This window comes from Chelatococcus sambhunathii, assembly GCF_001418005.1.
GTDB classification, from domain to species: Bacteria; Pseudomonadota; Alphaproteobacteria; order Rhizobiales; family Beijerinckiaceae; genus Chelatococcus_A; species Chelatococcus_A sambhunathii.
This window is the reverse complement of the sequence record NZ_LIOL01000004.1, coordinates 105,048-128,329: the sequence shown is the minus strand read 5'-3', so window position 1 is coordinate 128,329 and position 23,282 is coordinate 105,048. Positions and strand designations below refer to the sequence as shown.

Genomic DNA, 23,282 nt, shown 5'->3' with positions numbered 1-23,282 from the left:
CGGCCATGGCCAATCTGAGACGCGGCGAAATCACGGCCGAGATCGGCGGTGAGACCTTCGTGCTGTGCCTGACGCTCGGGGCGCTGGCCGAGCTGGAGGACGCCTTCGGGGTCGAGGATCTCGCCGGGCTCGGCGAGCGCTTCGCGCGCGGGCGCCTGTCGGCCGGCGACATGATCCGCCTCATCGGCGCCGCCATCCGCGGCGGTGGCGGGGCGATGAGCGACCGCGAGGTCGCAGCCCTGCCGATCGGGCAGGGGCTTGAGAACCTCGCCGCCATCATCGCCCGGCTGCTCGCCGTCACCTTCGGCCCCGGGGAGGCCACGCCGCCAAACCCTTGACCGCCGCAGGGCGCCCTGAAGCCACGGCCGCCTCGCCCTTTCCGTGGGACGAGGTGCAGGCCTTCGGCTTCGGCGCTCTGCGGCTCGGTCCGGACGCCTTCTGGCGCCTGACGCCGCGCGAGATCGCGGCGACGGCGCGTGCCCTCGGCCTCGGCCGCAGCGCCACCCCGGCGCGTCGGGATCTCGCCGCGCTGATGCGCGCCTTTCCCGACACGGCCGCCTCAACGGGAGCCATAACGCCATGACGAGTGATCCGCAGGACCTGCGCATCGACCTTGACGAATTGCGCGAGGCCAACCGGCTGGCGACGAGCTTCGGCGCGGCGCTCGTCAAGGCCTTCTCGTCGAGCGTCGTCGAGGGCCGGCGCTTCGAGGACGTGCTGCGCAGCATCGGCCAGCGCCTCATCGACATTGCCCTCAAAGCCGCCACGAAACCGCTGGAAAGCGCGCTGGGCAGCGGCCTCGAATCCCTGTTCTCGGGCCTGTCGAGCGCCTTGCCCTTTGCCAAGGGCGGCGTGATCTCGCGCGGTCTCGTGCAGCCTTTCGCCCAGGGCGGCGTCGTCGCCGCACCGACCTATTTCCCGCTCGCCGGCGGGCTCGGCCTCATGGGCGAGCGCGGCGCCGAGGCGATCATGCCGCTGGCGCGCGGACCGGACGGCCGGCTCGGCGTGCGCGCGGCCGGTTCGCAGGGCGGACCCGTGGCGCAGGTCACCGTCAACATCAGCACCAACGATGCCGAGAGCTTCCGGCGCTCGGAAGCGCAGGTGTCCGCGGCGCTCGCCCGTGCCGTCGCGCGCGGCCAGCGTGCGCTGTGAGGGAGAAGCGATGAGCTCGTTCCACGAAGTTAGGTTCCCCGTCGACATCTCGCTCGCGAGCAGCGGCGGCCCGGAGCGGCGCACGGACATCGTCCTCCTCGGCTCCGGACGCGAGAGCCGCAATGCGCGCTGGCACCACGCGCGCCGGCGCTACGAGGCCGGCTATGGCATCAAGACGCTCGACGCGCTGGCGGCGGCCGTCGCCTTCTTCGAGGAGCGGCGCGGCCGGCTCTACGGCTTCCGCTGGCGCGACCGGCTCGACTTCAAGTCGTGCCTGCCGTCGCAGGAGCCTGCGCCGACCGACCAGGCGATCGGGACCGGGGATGGGGAGAGGGCGAGCTTCCAGCTCGTCAAACAATACGGCGGCGCCCATGCGCCCTATGTGCGCCCCATCGCCAAACCCGTCGACGGCAGCGTCCGCATTGCCGTCGACGGACAGGAACTGACGGCCGGTCTCGAGTTCACCTGCGATGCAACGACGGGCCTCGTCACCTTCGCCGAGGGAAGCGTTCCGGCGCCGGATACGGCGGTGACGGCCGGCTATCTGTTCGACGTTCCGGTCCGCTTCGATACCGACCGGCTCGAGGTGGATTTCGCGGCCTTCTCAGCCGGCGCCATCCCGCAGCTGCCGGTGATCGAGATCGTCCCGTGACAGGGCCTTCAAGGACATTGCCATGCGCGACATCGACCCCGCCTTCGCCGAGCATCTTGCGGCGAGCGCGACGACGCTCTGCCATTGCTGGAAGCTGCTGCGCCGGGACGGGGCCGTCTTCGGCTTCACGGACCACGACCGCGATCTCGCCTTCGCCGGTGTCACCTTCGCGGCGCGCAGCGGGCTCGAGCCCTCCGAAGTCTCGGCGGAACTCGGCTTTGCCGTCGCGACGAGCGAGGTCGCCGGCGCGCTGAGTGCGGTGGCGCTGACCGAGGCCGATATCGTCGGCGGGCTCTATGACGATGCCACCGTCGAGACCTGGCTCGTCAACTGGGCCGATCCGGAGGCGCAGCGCCTCCTCGTCGACGTCGCCTCGATCGGCGAGATCAAGCGCACCGACCATGCCTTTCTCGCCGAACTGCGCGGCATCATGCATCGCCTCGATCAGCCCCAGGGGCGGCTCTATTCGCTCGCCTGCGCCGCCGATCTCGGCGATGTCCGCTGCGGCGTCGACCTGACCCTGCCGGCCTTCCGGGCCGAAGGCGCCGTGACGGCGACGGACGGGCGCCTCGTGGTGCAGGCGCGCGACCTCGGCGACCATGCCGACGGCTGGTTCACCGGCGGGCGGCTGGTCTGGACGGGCGGCGCCAACGCCGGTGCCGCCGTGGAGGTCAAGCACCATCGCCGTGACCAAGGGGTGCATCTCCTGACGCTCTGGCACGCGGCGCCGGCGACCATCGGCGAGGGCGACGCCTTTACGGTGACGGCGGGCTGCGACAAGCGCCATGCCACCTGCCGGGACCGCTTCTCCAACACCGTCAACTTCCGGGGTTTCCCCCACATGCCGGGCAACGACTTCGTCGTCACCTATCCGCGCGAGGGCGAGGGGCATGACGGCGGGAGCTTCTTTCGATGAGCGGGGGCGTCGCCCGGGCCGCCATCGTCGCCGCGGCGCGCGGCTGGATCGGCACGCCCTACCGCCACCAGGCATCGCTCAAGGGCATCGGCTGCGACTGCCTCGGCCTCGTGCGCGGTGTCTGGCGCGAGGTGGTGGGGCAAGAGCCCGAGGCGGTGCCGCCTTATGCGCCCGACTGGGCCGAGGCCGGCCTGCGCGAGATGATGGCCGAGGCCGGCGAGCGCCATTTCATCCGCATCGCCCCTGCGGATGCCGGCGCGGGCGATGTCCTCCTCTTCCGCTGGCGCGCGCATCTGCCGGCCAAGCATGCGGCCATCATGACGAATGCTGCGGGCATGGTGCATGCCCATGACGGCGCCGCCGTCGCCGAGGTGCCGCTGAGCGGCTGGTGGCGGCGCCATCTCGCCTTCGCCTTCCGCTTTCCAGGAGTGACCGACTGATGGCCACGATCGTCCTGCAGGTTGCCGGTGCCGCTCTGGGCGGGCTCGTCGGCGGGCCCGTCGGCGCCATGGTCGGGCGGGCGCTCGGCGGCCTCGCCGGGGCCGCCATCGACGGCGCGCTCCTCTCGCGCACCGGCGGCGGCACGCGGCGTGTGGTGGAAGGGCCGCGCCTTCAGGATGTCGACGGCATCACCTCGACCGAAGGCGCGCCCATTCCCCGCGTCTACGGCCGGGCCCGCGTCGGCGGGCAGCTCATCTGGGCGACGCGCCTGAAGGAGGAGGCGGTCACCACCGTGACGCGCACCCCTTCGTCCGGCGGCAAGGGGTCGCCCCCGAAGACGACAACGATCGAGACGACCTACAGCTACTACGCCAATATCGCGATCGGCCTGTGCGAGGGGCCTGTCGCCTACATTCGCCGCGCCTGGGCGGACGGCAAGGAAATCGACCTTGCGCGGGTCAACATGCGCGTCCACCGCGGCAGCGAGAGCCAGACACCCGACCCGCTCATCATCGCCAAGGAAGGCGCGGCGAACGCGCCCGCCTACCGCGGCCTTGCCTATGTCGTCTTCGACCACCTGCCGCTCGCTGCCTACGGCAACCGCATTCCGCAATTCTCCTTCGAGGTGGTGCGGCCGGTCGAGGGGCTCGGCAGCGCCATCCGGGCGGTCAACCTCATCCCGGCGGCGAGCGAGTTCGGCTACATGCCGGGCCATGTCACGCAGGTGCTCGGCTTCGGCGCGTCGCGCTCGGAGAACCGCCACCAGCTGATGAACAGCGTGGATGTGGTCGCCTCGCTCGACATGCTGACAGCGCTGTGCCCCAACCTCGAGCGCGTCGCGCTCGTCGTCAGCTGGTTCGGCGACGACCTGCGCGTCGGCTCCTGCACCATTGCGCCGCGCGTCGAGACGGCGGCCAAGGCGACCGAGGACGGGCGCGGCCAGCTCCCGTGGCGGGTCTCTTCGCTCACGCGCGAGGCGGCGCGTCTTGTCAGCCATGTGAACGGCCGGCCGGCCTATGGCGGCACGCCGTCGGACGACAGTGTGATCGCCCTCATCCGTCACCTCAAGGCGCGCGGTCTCGAGGTCGTGCTCTATCCGTTCATCATGATGGACGTGCCGGCCGGCAACGGCCTGCCCGATCCCTGGACGGGCGCCGCCGGGCAACCGGCCTATCCCTGGCGCGGGCGCCTCACGTGCCACCCGGCCCCGGGCCGGCCGGGATCGCCGGACGGCAGTCCCGCCGTCTCGGCACAGGTTGAGGCCTTCTTCGGCCATGCCCAGCCGCAGCATTTCGCCCGTTCGGGAGACGCCATCTCCTACCAAGGGCCGCCGCAGTGGTCCCTGCGCCGGCAGATCCTGCATTATGCCCATCTCGCGGTGGCGGCGGGCGGCGTCAAAGGCTTCGTCATCGGCTCGGAGCTCGTGAGCCTGACGCGGCTGAGCGCCGCCTCGGGCCACTATCCGGCGACATCCGCGCTGATCGCATTGGCCGAAGCGGTGCGCGCGGTCGTCGGCCCGGGCACCGCCATCACCTATGCGGCGGACTGGACGGAATACGGCGCCCATGTGCGCGACGACGGCAGGGAGGTGCGCTTCCCGCTCGATCCGCTCTGGGCCTCGCCCGCCATCGACGCGGTGGGCATCGATTTCTACCCGCCGCTGAGCGACTGGCGCGACGGCACCGACCATGCCGACGCGGGAGAGGCGCGTGCCATCTATGACCGCGACTACCTGCGCGGACGGCTCACCGCCGGCGAGGCCTACGACTGGTATTACGCGAGCGAGGCGGATCGCATCTCCCAGCGCCGCAGCCCCATCACGGACGGCGCCTACGGCAAGCCGTGGCTGTTCCGGCAGAAGGATCTGGCCGGCTGGTGGGCGAATGAACACGTCGAGCGCGTCAACGGCGTCGAGACCGGCCGCACCGCCTGGCAGCCGGGCGCCAAGCCCGTCTGGCTGACGGAGCTCGGCGTGCCCGCCGTCGACAAGGGCACCAATGCGCCGAACGTCTTTCCCGATCCGAAGTCCATCGACGGCGGGCGCCCGCCGTTCTCCTCGGGCGGGCGCGACGACCTCATCCAGGTCCGCGGGGTCGAGGCGATGCTCGCCGTCTATGGCGCGCCGGGAGAGGCCAACCCGCTCTCGCCGGTCTACGGCGGCACCATGGTCGCGCCCGGCCATGCCTTCGTCTGGGCCTGGGACGCTCGGCCTTTCCCCGCCTTTCCCGAACTCACCGGCGTTTGGTCCGACGGGCACAACTGGCAGACCGGCCATTGGCTGACGGGACGGTTGGAGAGCGTGCCGCTCGACAGGCTGGTCGCCGCCGTTTTGCGCGACTTCTCCGTCAATCTGCCACAGCGGCTCGACATCGACGGCATGGTCGACGGCTATGTCGTCGACCGGACGATGGCGGTCCGGCAGGTGCTGGAGCCGTTGGCGCAGGCCTTCGGGTTCGATGCGCTGGCGAGCGGCGGCGTGCTGCGTTTCGCTATGCATGCGCGTCGCGTGGCGGCGACCCTCGGGGAAGACGATCTGGTGCCGGACGAGAACGGCGCCCTCATCGTCCTGCACCGCCAGCAGGAGACGGAACTGCCGCGCGAGGTGCGTATTGGTTATAGCGACAGCGAGCGCGACTTCCGCCGTGCTGCCGCCCGGTCGCGCCGGCTTGCCGGGGAAAGTGAGCGCGAGGCGAGCGCGGACTTGGCGCTGGTCACGCGCGCAAGCGAAGCGGCCCGCCTCGCCGAGGTCTGGCTGCAGGACCTGTGGGTGGGGCGCGAGAGCGCGGAGTTCTCGCTCTCGCCGCGGCTCGCCGGCCTCGAAGTCGGTGATATCGTCGCCCTGCCGACGGCGCCGGCGCCGCGCACCTACCAGATCACCAGGCTCACAGACGGCACGGCCCGGCGCGCGGCGGCCCGTAGGCTGGAGCCATCCGTCTTCTCCCTGCCGGCCGTCTTCCAGCCCTTGCCGGGAAAACCGCCGCCGGTGCTGCCCGGCCGACCGCATGTCGTGGTGCTCGACCTGCCGGCGGCGATGCAGGACCCGCCGGTTCTGCAATATCTCGCCGCCGTCGCCGATCCGTGGCCGGGGCAGGTGGCCGTCTGGCGGTCGAGCGACGGAGCGAGCTTTGCGCCACACCTGGCGGCGGATCTTCCTGCCGTCATCGGCGAGACGATCGACCCGCTGCCGGCCGGCCCGGTCTGGCGCTGGGACCGGCAGAACCGGCTGACCATGCGGCTCGGCGGGGGCGTCCTCACCAGCGTCGGCGAAGGCGCGGCCCTGTCCGGAGCGAACCTCATGGCCGTGCGCGGCCCGGATGGTGCCTGGGAAATCATCGCCGCAGCCGAGGTCGAACTGATCGATGCCGATGTGTACCGCATTGGCTGTCTCCTGCGCGGGCTCGCCGGCTCCGACCTTCTGGCGGCGAGGACCGTGCCTGCTGGCGCGACGGTCGTGCTCCTCGATCGTGCCCTCGTGCCGCTGACGAGCCGCCTCGATGACATTGGCCGCTTTGCCTACTACCGCGCCGGCCCGGCAACGCTCGATCACGGCGATCCTGCCTATGCTGCCTTCGGCGCGGGGGCGACCGATCTCGCGCTGCGGCCCTTCGCGCCGGTGCACCTGAAGGCGCGGCGCATGGCCGAGGGTATCGTGATCTCCTTCATCAGGCGCACGCGCTCCAACGGCGACGGGTGGGAACTCGTCGAGGTGCCGCTCGGCGAGGATGTTGAGGCCTACGAGATCGACCTGTTCCGGGATGGCGAACTCGTGCGCCGACTGCGCACAGCCGAGCAGCGTGTCTTCTACGCGGCGGAGCAGGAACTGGCGGACTTCGGCGGTCCTCAGCACCGTCTCGATATCGCCGTCGCCCAGCTCAGCGCCGTCGTCGGCCGCGGCTTTGCCCGGCGCGGCGAAATCGACGTGCGCTGAGCTTTCCCGGGACCGCCTTTTGCGAGATACGGCCATGGCCATCGCGAGTTTCGACGAAGCCCTCGAGGCCGTCCTCGGCTTCGAGGGAGGCTACGTCAACCATCCGTTCGATCCCGGCGGCGCCACCAAGTTCGGCATCACGCGGGCGGCGCTGAAACGGGCGCGCGGCCGTGATGTCGCCATTGCCGAGGTGATGGCGCTGACCCGGCACGAGGCGGCGGTGATCTACCGCGAGCACTACTGGCACGCCGTGCGCGCCGACGAACTGCCCGCCGGCATCGATCTCGCTGTCTTCGACACCGCCGTCAACTCCGGCCCCGCCCGCGCTGTCCGCCTGCTGCAGCAGGCAGCGGGCGTCACCGTGGACGGCCGCATCGGGCCGGTGACGCTCGCGGCGGTCGAGGCGCAGGTGCCGCACCTTCTCATCGATCGCTACTGCGCCGCGCGCCTCGGCTTTCTGGAGCGGCTGCGCCATTTCCACGTCTTCGGCCGCGGCTGGCGCCGCCGGGTCGAGCGCGTCGAGGAGCGGGCGAAGCGGCTTGCCACGCAGGCCGACGTCGGGCCTGGCACGATACCCAGTCACCCAGCAAGGAAAGGAAGCGACATGTCCGATACGAAATCGATCTTCACGAGCCGCACGGTCTGGGCCAATGCCGTCGGCATGGCTGCCATCCTCCTGTCGCTCTTCGGAGTTGAAACGGATGGCGTCGACACCGGTGCGCTGACCGACGCGCTCCTTCAGATCGTCGCCGGCGTCAGCTTCGTGGCGTCCACCGTCTTCCGCGTTATGGCAACCAATCGCCTCGAACGATGAGGCCGATCCGGCGCTGCCGGATCGGTCCGTGGCGGCCATGCATTCAGGGAATGTTCAGGCCTTGGCCGCCATATTTCGGCGCCATGTGGGGAGCTAGGACCATCTTTGCCGCGAGCGTGCTTGTTGCTGGACTCGCCTCGTCCGAAACGGCGGCTCAGGGCACGTGCCTGTCGCCGGAGGAGACGCGCACCGCCGTGGCACAGGGGGGGGTGGTCGCGCCGCCCCGGGCCGTGTCCGCCGCGCGTGACGCGGCTTCGGGTGGCGAGGTCGTCAGGGCCGAGCTCTGCCGGCAGGGCGGTAGCTATGTCTACCGGATCTCGGTTCTGCGCCGCGACGGCCGCGTCGCGCGAATCGTGGTTGACGGCGGCAGCGGCAGGGTTCTGGAAGGGCGCTGAGCGTCGGCGGGCTTGTTGATGGGAGGGCGCGCGTGCGGCTCTTGGTTGTCGAGGACGACAGGGACATCAACCGGCAACTCGCCGATGCGCTCGTGCAGGCGGGCTATGCGGTCGATCGGGCATATAATGGCGAGGAGGGCCTCTTCCTCGGCGAGACGGAGCCCTATGACGCCATCATCCTCGACATGGGCCTGCCGAAGCTCGATGGCCAGTCGGTGCTGACGAAATGGCGGCGGGCCGGTCGCGACATGCCCGTGCTGATCCTGACCGCCCGCGACCGCTGGAGCGACAAGGTCCAGGGCTTCGATGCCGGCGCCGACGATTACGTGACGAAGCCCTTCCACATGGAGGAGGTGCTTGCTCGGGTCCGGGCCCTCCTGCGTCGCGCTGCGGGCCATTCCTCGAGCGAGATCGTCTGCGGGCCCGTGTGCCTCGACACGCGGGCGAGCCGGGTGACGGTCGATGGCGAGTTCGTCAAGCTGACCTCGCACGAATACCGCCTTCTCGCCTATCTCATGCATCACACGGGGCGCGTGGTGTCGCGCAGCGAGCTGGTCGAGCACCTCTACGACCAGGATTTCGACCGCGATTCCAACACGATCGAGGTCTTCATCGGCCGCCTCAGGCGCAAGCTCGGCGTCGATGTCATCCAGACGGTGCGGGGGCTCGGCTACCGGCTCGAGCCGCCGGCGGAGTAGCCGCCCCGTGCCGGCAGGCTTCTTCGAACGCCGCTCCATCGCCGCGCGCCTGCTGCTCTTCGGAGCGCTGTGGACGGTCCTTGTCCTGCTCCTCGGCGGCCTGGCGCTGTCGCAGGTCTATCGCCGCACCAGCGAGCGAGCCTTCGACGAGCGCCTGCAGGTCTATCTCACCGATATCGTCGCCGACCTTGCCGGTCCCGAGCCGCTCGACGACAAGTCGCTCGGCACCTTGGGCGAGCCGCGCTTCGACCTGCCGCTCTCCGGCTGGTACTGGCAGGTGACCCGTGTCGATCCGGAAGGCAAGGGGGAGATGCGCGCCTCCAAGTCCCTCTTCGGCAGCAGGCTGCCGCCGCTCGCCGAACTCGGGGCCCCCGCGCGGGAGGGCGGTGCGCGCGAGGCCTATTACGACGGTGTGGACGGGCGCCGGCTGCGGGCGGTCGAGCGCGTCATCGACCTCGGCGAGGGCGAGCGCTTTCTCGTCGCGGTGGCGGCGCCCGCCGATGCCATCGAGGCCGATATCCGCAGCTTCGAAATCGTCGTGGCTGCCACGTTCCTCACGCTCGCGCTCGTTCTCGGGCTCACGACGCTGCTCCAGGTGCGCTACGGCCTGCGCCCGCTCGTGCGGTTGCGCCGCGCCGTCGGCGCCGTCCGCCGCGGGGAGGCGGAGCGCATTGCGGGCACCTTCCCGCACGATATCGCGCCACTTGCCGGCGAGCTCAACCTTCTTATCGACAGCAACCGCGAGATTCTGGAGCGGGCGCGCACGCAGGTGGGCAACCTTGCCCACGCCCTGAAAACGCCGCTCAGCGTCATCCTCAACGAGGCCGACGTCCGGGACGACGCGCTGGCCGCCAAGGTGCGCGAGCAGGCCCTCGTGATGCGCGACCAGGTCAACTACTACCTCGAGCGCGCGCGCGCGGCAGCGCTCGCCGGCACGCTCGGCACGGTGACGGAGGTCCAGCCGGCAGTCGCCGGCCTCGTGCGGGCTTTGGAGCGCATCTACGAACGGCGCGGGCTTTCTCTCGCGCTTGAAGTTGCGCCCGGCCTGCGCTTCCGCGGTGAGCGGCAGGACCTCGAGGACATGGTCGGAAACCTTGCCGACAACGCCTGCAAATGGGCGGCCGGACGGGTCCGGATCGGTGCGAGCGCGGTACCGGACAGCGAGCCGCCGGTGATGCTGATCGTCGTCGACGACGACGGTCCGGGCCTTGGGGAGGCCGAGCGGCAGGCCGCCGTGCAGCGCGGCCGCCGGCTCGACGAGAGCAAGCCGGGGTCCGGCCTCGGCCTTGCCATCGTCAGCGAGCTGGCGGGGCTCTACGGCGGTGCTCTGGAGCTGGGCGTGGCGCCGGAGGGCGGCCTGCGGGCCAGCCTGCGGCTCCCGCGCGTTTGAGGCCGATCAATGCCGCGCCAGCCGCGTGACCTTATGTCGCCGTATCGTGACATGAGCGGGCCCCGGGCCTTGCGCTAAACAATGCCCATGTTGATCTGGCTGATCTTTGCCCTGATGACCGGCGCGGCCGTGCTTGCGGTGCTGTGGCCCCTGTCGCGCGCCGAGACGGCCGTCGCGGCCGAGACCGGCGATGCCGCCTTCTTCCGCCAGCAGATGGCGGACCTCGAGCGCGACCGCGAAGCCGGCCTCGTCTCCGAGCGTGAAGCCGAGGCGCTGCGCGCCGAGATCGGCCGGCGCCTGCTGCGGGCGGCGCGCGGGGAGGGACGCAGCGGCCCGGAGGGCGAGCCCGCCCTGCGCCGGCGCCGCGCCGCCTCGGCCATCGCCTTGTCGACGATCCCGCTTCTGGCGCTCGCCATCTATGGGGCCATGGGCTCGCCGCACCTGCCTCAGGCGCCACGCGCCGCGCGGATGGACGGCGGCCAGCTCGATGTTGGTGCGGCGGTTGCGAAGATCGAGGCGCATCTCGCGCAGAATCCGGGCGACGGCCGCGGCTGGGAGGTGCTGGCGCCGGTCTATCTGCGGGCCGGGCGCTTCGGCGATGCCGCGCGCGCCTATCAGTCCGCCCTCGACATCCTCGGCGAAAGCCCGGCGCGCCTCACCGATCTCGGCGAGGCCGTGACGGCCGAGGCCGGCGGCATCGTCGACGCACGGGCCCGCGCAGCCTTCGAGCGGGCGCTCGTGCTCGATCCTGCCAATGCCAAGGCGCGGTATTACCTCGCCGTCGCCACGGGCCAGGACGGCGACAACGCCAAGGCGATCGATATGTTACGGAAGCTCCTGGCCGATGCGCCGGCCGACGCGTCCTGGCGCGGCGCCGTCGAGCAGCGGCTCGCGGCCTTGTCGATGAGCGAGGGCGCGAGCGCGATCACGTCCCTGCCTGAGGGCGAGCAGGCGCTCGCCATCCGCGGCATGGTGGAGGGGCTCGCCGCGCGCCTCGACGCCGACGGATCGGACGCGGCCGGCTGGGCGCGGCTCGTGCGCTCCTATGTCGTTCTCGGCGAGGAGGAGAAGGCCCGCGAGGCGCTTGCCAAGGCGCGCAGCCAGCTTGCGGCCGACCCTGCCTCGCTCGATATGTTGGCGGCGCTCGCGCGCCAGCTGTCACTTGAAACCGACGCGACCGGAGCACCGCAGTGACTCGCAAGCAACGACGGCTCACGCTTATCGCAGCGGCCCTCGCCGTGCTTGGGGTGGCGCTCGGGCTCGTGCTGTTCGCCATGCGCGACAACATCGTGTTCTTCTATTCGCCGACGGATCTCGAGGCCAAGGCGGTGACGCCGGGCACGCGCCTGCGCCTCGGCGGCCTCGTCGCCGAGGGCTCGGTCGAGAAGGGCGAGGGCCAGAACGTGACCTTCGCCGTCACCGACACGAACCGCAGCATCACCGTGCGCTACACGGGGCTGCTGCCGGACCTCTTCCGCGAGGGGCAGGGCGTCGTGACGGAGGGCGTGCTCGAGAGCGCGGGCCTGTTCCGGGCCGACAGCGTGCTCGCCAAGCACGACGAGAACTACATGCCGCGCGAGGTCGCCGACAGCCTGAAGGAGCAGGGGCTGTGGCAGCACGGCGGCAAGACGGATGCGCAAGGTGGCGGTGCGACCGCCGCGAGTGAGTGAGGGCCGATGTTCGTCGAAGCAGGGCACTACGCGCTGACCCTCGCCCTTGGGCTCTCGCTCGTGCAGTTCCTCATGCCGCTGTGGGCGGCCACGGTGCGGGACGAGGCGCTCGCGGCCATCGCCGCGCCGGCGGCGCTCTGCGCCTTCGCCTGTGTGACGCTGGCCTTCGCCGCGCTCACCTATGCCTATGCGACCTCGGATTTCTCGCTCGTCAATGTCGTCGAGAATTCGCATTCGCTGAAGCCGTTCATCTACAAGCTCACCGGCGTGTGGGGCAACCACGAGGGCTCCATGCTGCTCTGGGTGCTTATCCTCACCCTCTTCGGCGCCATGGTCGCCTTGTCGCGCCGGGCCGTGCCGTCGCGCCTGCGCCACCTGACGCTCGCCGTGCAGGGGGCGGTGGCCTTCGCCTTCCTCGCCTTCGTCGAGTTCACCTCCAATCCCTTCCTGCGGCTGAACCCGGCTCCGTTCGAGGGGCAGGACCTCAACCCGATCCTGCAGGACCTTGGCCTCGCCATTCACCCGCCGCTGCTCTACATCGGCTATGTCGGCTTCTCGATCTCCTTCGCCTTCGCGCTGGCGGCGCTCATCGAGGGGCGGATCGACGCCGTCTGGGCGCGCGCCGTGCGGCCCTGGACGCTCACGGCCTGGGTCTTCCTCACGCTCGGCATCGCCATGGGCTCCTACTGGGCCTATTACGAGCTCGGCTGGGGCGGCTGGTGGTTCTGGGATCCGGTCGAGAACGCGTCGCTGATGCCGTGGCTCGCCGGCACGGCACTCCTGCATTCCACGATCGTGATGGAAAAGCGCGATGCGCTGAAGATCTGGACGATCCTTCTCGCCATCCTCACCTTCTCGCTGTCGCTGCTCGGCACCTTCCTCGTGCGCTCGGGTGTGCTGACCTCGGTGCACTCCTTCGCCACGGACCCGACGCGCGGCGCCTTCATCCTCGCCATTCTCGTCGTCTTCATCGGCGGCGGCTTCGCCCTCTTCGCCTGGCGCGCGCCGCTCCTGCGCCAGGGCGGGCTGTTTGCGCCGATCTCGCGTGAAGGCGCGCTCGTCGCCAACAACCTCCTTCTCGTCACCGCCTGCGCCACCGTGTTCATCGGCACGCTCTATCCGCTGGCGCTCGAGGCGCTGACGGGCGCCAAGATCTCGGTCGGCGAGCCCTTCTTCAACGCGACCTTCCTGCCGATTGTGATGCCGCTCCTCGCGCTCATCCCGATCGGCCAGACGATCGTTTGGAAGCGGGGGGACCTGCTCGGCACGGTGCAGCGGTTGTGGGCCGCCTATGCCGCCGGCCTTGCCGGGGCGCTCATCATCTTCGCGCTCGTCCGCGGCGGACCGGTGCTCGCCCTCCTCGGCATCGGGCTCGGTGTCTATCTCCTCGCCGGTTCGGCCGTCGACATCTACCACCGCGCTGGCGGCGGCCGGGTCGCGCCCGGCGTCATGCTGCGCCGTGCCGCCGGCCTGCCGCGCTCGGCCTGGGGCACCGCCATCGCCCATGCCGGCGTCGGCATCACCGTGCTCGGCATCGCCGCCCAGGCCTGGAGCACCGAGACGCTGGCCGTGGTCAATCGCGGCGATCTCGTCAACGCCGGCGCCTATACCCTGCGGCTCGACGCCATCTTCCCGCGCACCGCCCACAACTACCGCGAGGACGTGGCGCGCTTCACGGTCCTCAGGGACGGGCGCATCATCGGCACGCTCGAGGGCTCGAAGCGCATCTACGTGACGCGCGGCATGCCGACCACCGAGGCCGGCATCATGACGCTCGGGCCGAGCCAGCTCTATGTCAGCCTCGGCGAGCCGCAGCCTTCCGGCGGCATGGGCGTGCGCATCTATTGGAAGCCCTATGTCATCTTCGTCTGGCTCGGCTCCGTGATCATGGCTCTCGGCGGGCTTCTGTCCCTGACCGACCGGCGCCTGCGCGTCGCCGCGCCCGTTGCCGCGCGCGGTCGGCTCGTTCCGGCGGAGTAGGGCGATGCGGCGCCTCCTGCCTGCCTTCGTCGTCGCTCTCGCCCTGTCGCTGCCCGCGCTCGCGGTGCAGCCGGACGAGGTGCTGCGCGATCCGGCGCTCGAGACGCGGGCGCGGGCGATCTCCGCCGAGCTGCGCTGCCTCGTCTGCCAGAATCAGTCGATCGACGATTCCGATGCGCCGCTCGCGCGTGACCTGCGCATCCTCGTGCGCGAGCGCCTCACCGCCGGCGACAGCGATCGCGAGGTGCGCGACTTCGTCGTGGCGCGCTACGGCGATTTCGTGCTGCTGCGCCCGCCGGTCAACTGGCAGACCGCTTTGCTGTGGGGCGGGCCGTTCCTCGTGCTCCTCGCCGGCATTGTGGCGATCGCCATCGCGGCGCGCCGCCGACGCGTGGAGGTCTCGACCACGGCGCCGCTCAGCGACGAGGAAAAAGCCCGGCTCGCCGCTCTCCTCGAGTGGCGCGACAAGGACCTGTGACCGCGGACGCGGAGCCCGCGCTCATCCTCTCCCGAATGGCCCCGGCCCTCGCCATGCGCTGTCGGCAGATGCGCCGGCGGGCGCGATGGCGCATGCTGCCGCCCCTGACCGGCTGCGTGATTCACCTCGCGCGGCACCGCTGACGGGAGTGGAGCGATGACGCGAGGCACCGAGGCCGAGGAGGCCGTCTGCCGCTGGCTGGCGGAGCGGGAGGGCGAGATGCTCGCCCTCCTCGAAGAGGTGGTGAACATCGACAGCGGCAGCTACGACAAGGCCGGCGTCGATGCGGTCGGCGAGCGCTTCGCCCGTTTCTTCGCGGTTCATGGCATCCCGACGTCCTGGCGGCGCGGCGACACCTATGGCGACGCCCTGCGCGCCGAGCTCGCCAGCCCCGGCAGCAATCTCAAGCCAGTCCTCCTCATGGGGCACCGCGACACGGTTTTCCCGAAGGGTGAGGCGGGGCGCCGGCCGTTCAGGATCGTCGACGGTCGCGCCTATGGTCCGGGTGTCGCCGACATGAAGGGCGGGCTCGTCGTCAATGCCTTCGTCCTCGCCGCGCTTGCGGCGCAGGACGCTGCCCCCGGCCCGGTGGTGGCGCTGATGACGGGTGACGAGGAGATCGGCTCGCCCTTCTCGCGCCCGATCATCGAGGAGGAGGCGGCCGCCGCGCGCGCCGCCTTCAACGGCGAGCCGGGCCGCGCCTCCGGCAACATCGTCAGCGGCCGCAAGGGCGGCATTTTCCTGCATCTCGAAGTCTTCGGGAAGGCAGCCCATTCGGGCGCCAACTTCGCCGACGGCGCGAGCGCCATCGGCGAACTCGCCCACAAGATCGTCGCGCTGCATGCGCTGACCGATCTCGAGGCCGGCATCACGGTCAACGTGGGTACCGTGCGCGGCGGCCAGTCCGTCAACACGACGGCGCCTTTCGCCGAGGCCGAGGTCGATCTGCGCTATGTGACGCCGCAGCAGCGCGCGGCGCTCGTTACGGCGGTCGAGCGGATCGTCGCGGCTTCCACCATTCCCGGTACCCACGCGCGCTTCACGACGCGCGGGGACTTCCTGCCGCTCGTCGCCTCGCCCGAGAGCGAGCGCATGATGGCGACCTACAAGGCCGCCGCAGCGGATTCCGGCCTTCACGTCGACGGCGAGTTCACCGGCGGCTGCTCCGACGCCGGCTTCTCGGCCGCGGTCGGCACGCCGACGCTGTGCGGTCTCGGCCCGGTGGGCGGCAAGGCCCATTCCCCGGAAGAATACATGGAGGTGGCCTCGCTCGTGCCGCGTGCCCAGGCTCTGGCGCGCGCGGTGCTGCGTTGCGAAGCGGGTCGCTGAGGGCCTCCCGCCTCCATTACGAAGTTTTCATGCGCTCGTGAGGCTGTCGTAAGGCGCGGCGAGCCATCGTCGGCGGCGATAACGGGTTCGGCCCGAAAGTTCGCCAACGGAGATGGCCATGCACGAGAATGACCACAGCGAAGCCTTGAAGGTCCGCATCAAGTCGCCGAAGCGCGCCAGCCGGCGCGTGTCGATGCTGCTGGGTGCCGTCGCGCTCGGCGCCTTGTCGACCGGTGCGTTGCTGCAGAGCACCTTCGACGTCGGCCCGGCGCCGGCCTATGCGCAGAACCTGTCGGCCCAGGTGCCGACCGCCAATCCTGCCGGCTTCGCCGACGTCGTCGACCATGTGAAGCCGGCCGTCGTGTCGGTGCGCGTCAAGGTCGCGGTCGAGGGCGCGAGCGCCGAAGGGCTCGATCTGCGCCAGTTCGGCCTGCCCGAGGGCAGTCCCTTCGAGCGCTTCTTCCGCCGCTTCGGCGAGGAGGACCAGCGCGGTCAGCGCCCGGCGCCGCGCCGCTTCGGCGAGGCACAGGGGTCCGGTTTCTTCATCTCGGCCGACGGCTATGTCGTCACCAACAATCACGTTGTCGAAAAGGCCCGCGAGGTCGAGATCCAGACTGACGACGGCAAGACCTATTCGGCCAAGGTGGTCGGCACCGATCCCAAGACCGACCTGGCGCTGCTCAAGGTGGACGAGGGCGGCAAGTTCCCCTACGTCAGCTTCGCCAGCGGCACGCCCCGCGTGGGTGATTGGGTGCTCGCCGTTGGCAATCCCTTCGGCCTCGGCGGCACGGTGACGGCCGGCATCGTCTCGGCCCGCGGGCGCGATATCGGCGCCGGCCCCTATGACGACTTCCTGCAGGTCGACGCGGCCGTCAACCGCGGCAATTCCGGCGGGCCGACCTTCAACACATCCGGCGAGGTCGTCGGCGTCAACACGGCCATCGCTTCGCCGTCGGGCGGCAACGTGGGCATCGCCTTCGCCATCCCCGCCGAGACGGTGCAGAAGGTCGTCGCTGAGATCAAGGACCACGGCACGGTGCGCCGTGGCTACCTCGGCGTGCAGATCCAGCCGATCAACGAGGGCATTGCCGAAGGGCTCGGCCTCGAGGAGGCCAAGGGCGCCATCGTCGCCCGCGTCGAGGACGGCAGCCCCGCCGCGAAGGCCGGCATCAAGTCGGGTGACGCTATCCTCGCCGTCGATGGGCAGGAGGTGAAGAACGCCCGCGAGCTCGCCCGCGACATTGCCGGCTTCGCGCCGGGGCGGACGGTCGACATCACCGTCTGGCGCGGCGGCAAGAAGAGCGACATCTCCGTCACGCTGGCGACGATGCCCGGCGAGAAGACCGCGAGCGCCGAGAGCGGCGAGGAGCAGGCCGGAAGGCTCGGTCTTTCGCTGGCGCCCTCGGGCTCGGTCGACGGCGTCGACAAGGACGGCGTCGTCGTCGTCGGGGTCGAGCCCGGCAGCCCGGCCGAGGAGCGCGGTCTGCGCACCGGAGACGTCATCGTTACCGTCGGTGGCAAGAAGGTCGAGACGCCGCAGGACGTGCGCCAGGCGGTCACGGAGCTGCGCAAGGAGGGGCGCAAAGCCGTGCTGATGCAGGTCGAGACGGCGAGTGGCGCCCGCTTCGTCGCGCTGCCCCTTGCCTGAATTCGGGGAGGGCGGCGGGCCGCCTGTCGCCACGGGCCCGTCGCTCCTCCTCGTATGGCGGCAGGTCGGACACCCCCGCGTCCGGCCTGCCGTTTGCGTTGCGGAGTTGCTACCATGAGCGCCATGAAGATTCTCGTCATCGAAGATGATCAGGAGGCCGGCGCCTACATGGTCAAGGCTTTCCGGGAAGCCGGCCACGTGGCGGACCATGCGGCCGACGGCCTCGATGGCTATGCCATGGCGCGCGAGGGCGGCTACGACGTCCTCGTCGTCGACCGCATGCTGCCGAAGCTCGACGGGCTGTCGCTCATCCGCTCCCTGCGCGAGCAGAAGGTGGATACGCCCGTGCTCATCCTCTCCGCTCTCGGACAGGTGGACGACCGGGTCAAGGGCCTGCGCGCCGGCGGCGACGACTACCTGCCGAAGCCCTACGCCTTCTCCGAGCTGCTGGCGCGCGTCGAGGTTCTCGCCCGTCGCAGCAAGGGGGCGAACGGCGAGCCCACGAGCTACCAGATCGGCGACCTCGAACTCAATCGCCTGTCGCATCGGGTAACCCGCGCCGGGCAGGAGATCGTACTGCAGCCGCGCGAGTTCCGCCTGCTCGAATATCTCATGAAGCACGCCGGCCAGGTGGTGACGCGCACCATGCTGCTCGAGAACGTGTGGGACTATCACTTCGACCCGCAGACGAACGTCATCGACGTGCACGTCTCGCGCCTGCGCGCGAAGATCGACAAGGGACAGGACGTGCCGCTGATCCAGACGGTGCGCGGAGCGGGATACATGATCCGTGACGGGGCTCGGTAAGCTCTTCCGCACGACGGCCTTCAAGCTGTCGGCGGCCTATCTCCTCGTCTTCGTCCTCTTCGCCGGCTTCATCCTCGGCTATGTGGCCTGGAATGCCCGACGTGTGCTCGACGACCAGATCCAGGGCACCATCGACGCCGAACTGCAGGGCCTTGCCGAGCAGTACCGCATCGGCGGCATACGCCGGCTCGTCAACATCATCGACCGGCGCTCGCGCGCGCCGAGCGCCTCCCTCTATCTCGTCACGACCATGGCCGGCGAGCGGCTGGCGGGCAACGTGGTCGAAGTGCCCTTCGGCATTCTCGACGAGCCCGGCTCGCGCGAGATCGCCTATCGGCGCAGCGACGAGACGGGCGACAGGGAGTTCCGGGCCCTCGTGCGCGTCTATGTGCTGCCCGGCGGCTTCCGCCTGCTCGTCGGCCGCGACCTCGAGGAGCGGCTGCAGTTGCAGGCTGTCATCCGCCGCGCGCTCGTTCTCTCGATCGGCCTCGTGACCGTGCTCGCCTGCCTTGGCGGCTGGTTCATCACACGCCGCGTGCTCAAGCGCGTCGATGCGATGACGGAGACGACGCGCACCATCATGGAGGGCGACCTCGACGGGCGACTCACTGTGACCGGCACCGGCGACGAACTCGACCGCCTGGCGCAGAACCTCAACGACATGCTCGGCCGCATCGGCGAGTTGATGGCCGGCATGCGCGAGGTGTCGGACAACATCGCCCACGACCTCAAGACGCCGCTGACGCGCCTGCGCAACAGGGCGGAGGAAGCGCTGCGCACGGCGCGCTCATTGGACGAATATGCCACCGCGCTCGAAGGCATCATCGACGAATCGGACAATCTCATCCGCATCTTCAACGCGCTCCTGATGATCGCGCGGCTCGAGGCGGGCAATGCCAATGCCGCGATGGACGGTTTCGATGCGGCCGAGATCGCCGGCAGCCTGGCGGAGCTCTACGAGCCGCTCGCCGAGGAGGCGGGCATGCCGCTCGTTGCCGCGATCGAGCCCGACCTGCCGGTCAGAGGCAATCGTGAGCTCATCAGCCAGGCCGTCGCCAATCTGATGGACAATGCCCTCAAATACGGCACAAGCTGTCGGACGACGCCGGAGGTGAAGATCACCGCCCGGCGCCGCGGCGGCATGGTGGAGATCGCGGTGAGCGACCGGGGCCCGGGCATTCCGGAAGGGGAGCGGGAACGGGTGCTGGAGCGCTTCGCGCGTCTCGAAAGCGCGCGCTCCAAGCCGGGCTTCGGCCTCGGCCTCAGCCTCGCCTCGGCCGTCGCGCGCCTGCACACGGGCGCGCTGCGGCTCGAGGACAACGGGCCGGGCCTGCGGGCCGTCCTCGCGCTGCCGCTGGCGAAAAACGAGGGATGAAGGCAGGCCGTCATGCCCGCGCTTGTCGCGGACATCCACGCCGTGACGCTCACACGACGTCGAGGGCGTGGATGGCCGGGACAGGCCCGGCCATGACGAGCACTGAAATGTCGCTCTCAACACCGGTTATAAAATGGGCAAGAAACAAAACGTGACAGGGCAGGAAGCAACGCCTCTCGCAGCCATGGCCCGCTGCCTGCCGGCTCCGCCCGGCAAGCCGGCCGTTGCACGCATCGCCGCCGACCTCCTCGACGGGGACGCCACCTCCGCCGCCCTTGGCCGTCTCCTCGATGCGCATCCGCAGCTTGCGAGCCTCACCGCCGCCTTCGCCGACTATTCGCCCTTCCTGTGGCGGCTCGCGACGACGAAGCCCGAGCGGTTCCTGGCCCTGATCGAGGGCCCCCCGGACGCGATCTGCGCACGCATCCTCGCCGATGTGCAGCGTGCCGGGGAGGAGGCGGAGGAGGTCGCGGACATCATGCGCCGTCTCCGGCGCCTCAGGGCTGAGTTCGCGCTCTTCGTCGCGTTGTGCGATTGCGGTGGCCTGTGGCGCCTGCCGGAGGTCACGCGCGCGCTCAGCGATTTCGCCGATGCCTGCGTCGCGGCGGCGGTCGCCTTCCTCCTGCGCGAGGCGCGGCAGGCCGGACGCCTTACGGCAGCGGACGGGGAGGGGCCGGGCTTCGTCGTGCTGGCGCTCGGCAAGCACGGGGCGCGGGAACTCAACTATTCGAGCGACATCGACCTCGTCGTCTTCTTCGATCCCGAGGCGCCGCTGCGCGAGGGGCTGGAGCCGGCGCCCTTCTTCGTGCGGCTGACACAGGGGCTCGTGAAGATCCTGCAGGAGCGCACCGGCGACGGCTATGTCTTCCGCGTCGACCTGCGCCTCAGACCCGATCCCGGCTCGACGGCCGTTGCCGTGTCGCTTCCGGCCGCCTTCTCCTATTACGAGAGCGTCGGCCAGAACTGGGAGCGCGCGGCCTTCATCAAGGCGCGGCCGGTGGCCGGCGACATCGCGCTCGGCGAGCGCTTCCTCTCCGACCTGCGCCCTTTCGTCTGGCGCAAGTACTTCGACTTCGCCACCATCGCCGATATCCACGCGATGAAGCGGCAGATCCATGCCGTGCGCGGCCACGAGGCCATTGCGGTCGCCGGCCACGATATCAAGCTCGGCCGCGGCGGCATCCGCGAAATCGAGTTCTTCGTGCAGACGCAGCAACTCGTCTTCGGCGGACGCCGCCCCTCGCTGCGCGGGCGCCGCACGCTCGAGGTGCTCGATGCGCTTGTCGAGGAGAAGTGGATCACGCCCCAGGCGCGCGACGACATGGCGGCGGCCTATATTTTCCTGCGCACCGTCGAGCACCGGTTGCAGATGGTGGCGGACGAACAGACGCAGCGCCTGCCGGACGACGCCGAGGCGCTGGCGTGCGTCGCCCGCTTCTGCGGCTTTGCGACCGTGGAAGCTTTCGGCGAGGCGCTGACAGCCCATGCGCGCAAGGTGCAGGGCCACTATGCCATGCTGTTCGAGGAGGGGCCGGAACTCGCGGCGGAGGCCGGCAGCCTCGTTTTCACCGGCACGAGCGACGACCCGGAGACGCTCGAGACCCTGCGGCGGCTCGGCTTCTCCGATCCGCCGCGCGTCGCGGAGACCGTGCGTGGCTGGCACTTCGGCCGCCGCTCCGCCGTCACCAGCGCCCGCGCGCGCGAGGTGCTGACGGAACTGACGCCGGCGCTCCTGACCGCGCTCGGCCAGACGGCGGCGCCGGATGCGGCGCTGGCGGCGCTCGACGAGGCCTTCGGCCGCATGCCGGCCGCCGTCGAGCTTCTCTCCATGCTCCGCTCCAACGAGCGGCTGCTGCGTCTCTTTGCCGATCTTCTCGGCGGCGCCCCGCGGCTTGCCGAGGTCGTCTCCGCCAGCCCGCACGTGCTCGATGCCGTCATCGACCCGACGTTCCTCGATCCGACGAGCGACGAGGCGGCGATCGAGGCGCGCCTGCGCGGCCTCCTCGGCAAGCCGGCGAGCTACGAGGATTTTCTCGACCGGCTGCGCGAGGCCGTGCGGCAGGAGAATTTCCTCGTCGGCGCGCGCTTCCTCTCCGATATCCTGTCGCCGCCGCGCGCCGGGGAGGCCTTCGCGGCCGTGGCGCAGGCCGCCGTGCGCCTCAGCCTCGAGGCCGCGCAGGCCGCCTTTGAGGAGGAGCATGGCAAGGTGCCCGGCGGGCGCGCGGTCGTCGTCGGCCTCGGCCGCCTTGGGGCGCGCGAGATGACAGCTGCTTCCGATCTCGACCTCGTCGTCATCTACGATTTTGATGCCGAGAGGCGGGAGAGCGACGGCCGCCGGCCTCTCGATGCCGTCGTCTACTACAGCCGCCTGACCCAGCGCCTCGTCAGCGCGCTGACCGTGCCGACGAGGCGCGGCAGGCTCTACGAGGTCGACATGCGCCTGCGCCCCTCGGGTCGCAAGGGGCCCGTCGCGACGCAGTTCGATGGCTTCCTCGCCTATCAGAAGAACGAGGCTGAGACCTGGGAGCACATGGCGTTGACGCGGGCCCGCGTCATCGCCGGAGACGCCTCCCTCGCGGCCGATGTGGAGGAAGCGATCACGGCGGTGCTGAGCGAGGCGCGCGATCGCGAGAAGCTCGCCACCGACATCCGCGAGATGCGCGCCCTCATCGCCGAGGAGAAGGGGGAGGACGACCCGGGTGACCTCAAGCTCGCCGCGGGCGGCCTGGTGGACATCGAGTTCATCGCCCAGTTCCTGATGCTGGCCCATGCGGCGACGGAGCCGGCCCTGATCGTGCCCGGCACGGCCCATGTCCTTGCCCGCGCAGCCGAGAAGGGGTTCATCGCGCCGGACCACGCCGACGTCTTGCGTCCCGCCTACGACCTTCTGTCGAGCGTCTTCCACTGGCAGCGCCTGACGGTGGAGGGCCGCTTCGACCCCAAGGCCGTCGCCCCGGCGATCCAGAAGCGCATCGCCACGGCCGTTGGCCTGCCCGACCAGAAGGTGCTGGCCCGGACGCTCGACGACACGCGCCGCCAGGTGCGCGCCACCTTCAACGAACTTCTGGGCGCCGGCGGCAAGGCGAAGTCCCGCAAGGCGAAGGGGTAGGACGCTCCCCCCCTTGCGGACCGGGCGAGCCGCTGCACGGCCGTGAAGCGCCACCTCTCCCCGCGTCATGGCCGGGTTCGTCCCGGCCATCCACGCCGTTTGCCTTCGTGCATTGGTCCTGGCGTCGATGCCCGCGACAAGCGCGGGCATGACGACAGGGAAGCGTTGCGCTTCTCCTTCAGGCGAGCGTCTCGTAGAGATCCCGCCACTGCGGGTTCATTTCGAGGATGAGCCGTATCTTCCAACGGCGCGGCCAGTGCTTCATGTTGCTCTCGCGTTGGATGGCGCTGCGAATATCCTCGTAAGCTTCGTAATAGACGAGCTGCTTCAAGCCATAGCGTTTGGTGAAGCCGTCGATCATGCTTTCGTGGTGCTCCCATGCGCGACGCGCGAGGTTGCTCGTCACGCCGATATAGAGCGTGCCGTTCGGCCTGTTGGTCATGATGTAAACCCAGCCGCCCCGCATGTTCATAGAAGAGCAGGCATGCACATCGGCGACA

At 70.2% G+C, this 23,282-nt stretch carries 21 protein-coding genes; 20 read left to right on the top strand and 1 reads right to left on the bottom strand.

The window, feature by feature from the left end; genetic code table 11:
- Window positions 1-5: 5 nt before the first annotated feature.
- From ASC46_RS09640 to ASC46_RS09545, 20 genes are all read left to right on the top strand, one after another.
- Window positions 6-338: a gene transfer agent family protein gene (locus ASC46_RS09640; protein WP_055459102.1), complete on the top strand. Its 333-nt coding sequence runs from the start codon at window positions 6-8 to the stop codon at window positions 336-338.
- A complete protein-coding gene (locus ASC46_RS09635) occupies window positions 335-583 on the top strand; it encodes a rcc01693 family protein (protein ID WP_019401027.1) in 249 nt (82 codons plus the stop codon). Before ASC46_RS09640 ends, ASC46_RS09635 begins: the two co-directional genes overlap by 4 nt.
- On the top strand, window positions 580-1,152 hold the full coding sequence (locus tag ASC46_RS09630; protein ID WP_055459101.1) for a phage tail tape measure protein: 573 nt from the start codon (window positions 580-582) through the stop codon (window positions 1,150-1,152). The genes ASC46_RS09635 and ASC46_RS09630 overlap by 4 nt, the downstream gene beginning before the upstream one ends.
- A 10-nt stretch (window positions 1,153-1,162) precedes the next feature.
- On the top strand, window positions 1,163-1,804 hold the full coding sequence (locus tag ASC46_RS09625) for a DUF2460 domain-containing protein (protein ID WP_055459100.1): 642 nt from the start codon (window positions 1,163-1,165) through the stop codon (window positions 1,802-1,804).
- 22 nt (window positions 1,805-1,826) lie between these two features.
- Entirely contained in the window at window positions 1,827-2,720 is an 894-nt protein-coding gene (locus tag ASC46_RS09620; protein ID WP_055459099.1) for a DUF2163 domain-containing protein, read from the top strand.
- Entirely contained in the window at window positions 2,717-3,160 is a 444-nt protein-coding gene (locus ASC46_RS09615; RefSeq protein ID WP_055459098.1) for an NlpC/P60 family protein, read from the top strand. The genes ASC46_RS09620 and ASC46_RS09615 overlap by 4 nt, the downstream gene beginning before the upstream one ends.
- Complete coding sequence (locus tag ASC46_RS09610) at window positions 3,160-7,089, top strand: baseplate multidomain protein megatron (protein ID WP_055459097.1); 3,930 nt, start codon at window positions 3,160-3,162, stop codon at window positions 7,087-7,089. The genes ASC46_RS09615 and ASC46_RS09610 overlap by 1 nt, the downstream gene beginning before the upstream one ends.
- A 34-nt stretch (window positions 7,090-7,123) precedes the next feature.
- A complete protein-coding gene (locus ASC46_RS09605) occupies window positions 7,124-7,903 on the top strand; it encodes a glycoside hydrolase family 108 protein (protein WP_055459096.1) in 780 nt (259 codons plus the stop codon).
- 194 nt (window positions 7,904-8,097) lie between these two features.
- Entirely contained in the window at window positions 8,098-8,298 is a 201-nt protein-coding gene (locus ASC46_RS21230) for a PepSY domain-containing protein (RefSeq protein WP_141659673.1), read from the top strand.
- Window positions 8,299-8,330: 32 nt separating this feature from the next.
- Complete coding sequence (locus ASC46_RS09595; protein WP_055459094.1) at window positions 8,331-8,996, top strand: response regulator transcription factor; 666 nt, start codon at window positions 8,331-8,333, stop codon at window positions 8,994-8,996.
- A gap of 7 nt (window positions 8,997-9,003) precedes the next feature.
- The gene (locus ASC46_RS09590) at window positions 9,004-10,386 is read left to right on the top strand and encodes an ATP-binding protein (protein ID WP_055459093.1); all 1,383 of its coding nucleotides are present in this window, start codon (window positions 9,004-9,006) and stop codon (window positions 10,384-10,386) included.
- An 87-nt stretch (window positions 10,387-10,473) separates the two neighbouring features.
- Window positions 10,474-11,580: a c-type cytochrome biogenesis protein CcmI gene (gene ccmI / locus ASC46_RS09585; protein ID WP_055459092.1), complete on the top strand. Its 1,107-nt coding sequence runs from the start codon at window positions 10,474-10,476 to the stop codon at window positions 11,578-11,580.
- On the top strand, window positions 11,577-12,056 hold the full coding sequence (ccmE, locus tag ASC46_RS09580; protein WP_055459091.1) for a cytochrome c maturation protein CcmE: 480 nt from the start codon (window positions 11,577-11,579) through the stop codon (window positions 12,054-12,056). Before ccmI ends, ccmE begins: the two co-directional genes overlap by 4 nt.
- A 6-nt stretch (window positions 12,057-12,062) precedes the next feature.
- Window positions 12,063-14,036 (top strand): heme lyase CcmF/NrfE family subunit, encoded by a 1,974-nt coding sequence (locus ASC46_RS09575; RefSeq protein WP_055459090.1) that lies wholly within the window; start codon window positions 12,063-12,065, stop codon window positions 14,034-14,036.
- A 4-nt stretch (window positions 14,037-14,040) separates the two neighbouring features.
- Window positions 14,041-14,514 carry a cytochrome c-type biogenesis protein gene (locus ASC46_RS09570; RefSeq protein ID WP_055459089.1) on the top strand — a complete coding sequence of 158 codons (474 nt, stop codon included), beginning with the start codon at window positions 14,041-14,043 and terminating at the stop codon, window positions 14,512-14,514.
- A gap of 156 nt (window positions 14,515-14,670) precedes the next feature.
- Window positions 14,671-15,843: a M20 family metallopeptidase gene (locus tag ASC46_RS09565; RefSeq protein ID WP_055459088.1), complete on the top strand. Its 1,173-nt coding sequence runs from the start codon at window positions 14,671-14,673 to the stop codon at window positions 15,841-15,843.
- Window positions 15,844-15,955: 112 nt separating this feature from the next.
- The gene (locus tag ASC46_RS09560) at window positions 15,956-17,491 is read left to right on the top strand and encodes a Do family serine endopeptidase (RefSeq protein WP_055459087.1); all 1,536 of its coding nucleotides are present in this window, start codon (window positions 15,956-15,958) and stop codon (window positions 17,489-17,491) included.
- 123 nt (window positions 17,492-17,614) lie between these two features.
- Entirely contained in the window at window positions 17,615-18,298 is a 684-nt protein-coding gene (locus ASC46_RS09555; RefSeq protein ID WP_055459086.1) for a response regulator transcription factor, read from the top strand.
- Window positions 18,282-19,673, top strand: a complete 1,392-nt coding sequence (locus ASC46_RS09550) for an ATP-binding protein (RefSeq protein WP_055459085.1) — start codon at window positions 18,282-18,284, stop codon at window positions 19,671-19,673. The genes ASC46_RS09555 and ASC46_RS09550 overlap by 17 nt, the downstream gene beginning before the upstream one ends.
- Window positions 19,674-19,857: 184 nt before the next feature.
- Window positions 19,858-22,782: a bifunctional [glutamine synthetase] adenylyltransferase/[glutamine synthetase]-adenylyl-L-tyrosine phosphorylase gene (locus ASC46_RS09545; protein WP_425349121.1), complete on the top strand. Its 2,925-nt coding sequence runs from the start codon at window positions 19,858-19,860 to the stop codon at window positions 22,780-22,782.
- A gap of 178 nt (window positions 22,783-22,960) precedes the next feature.
- Here ASC46_RS09545 and ASC46_RS09540 read toward each other — a convergent pair whose 3' ends face one another.
- The gene (locus tag ASC46_RS09540) at window positions 22,961-23,248 is read right to left on the bottom strand and encodes a GIY-YIG nuclease family protein (protein ID WP_055459366.1); all 288 of its coding nucleotides are present in this window, start codon (window positions 23,246-23,248) and stop codon (window positions 22,961-22,963) included.
- Between the last annotated feature and the right edge of the window lie 34 nt (window positions 23,249-23,282).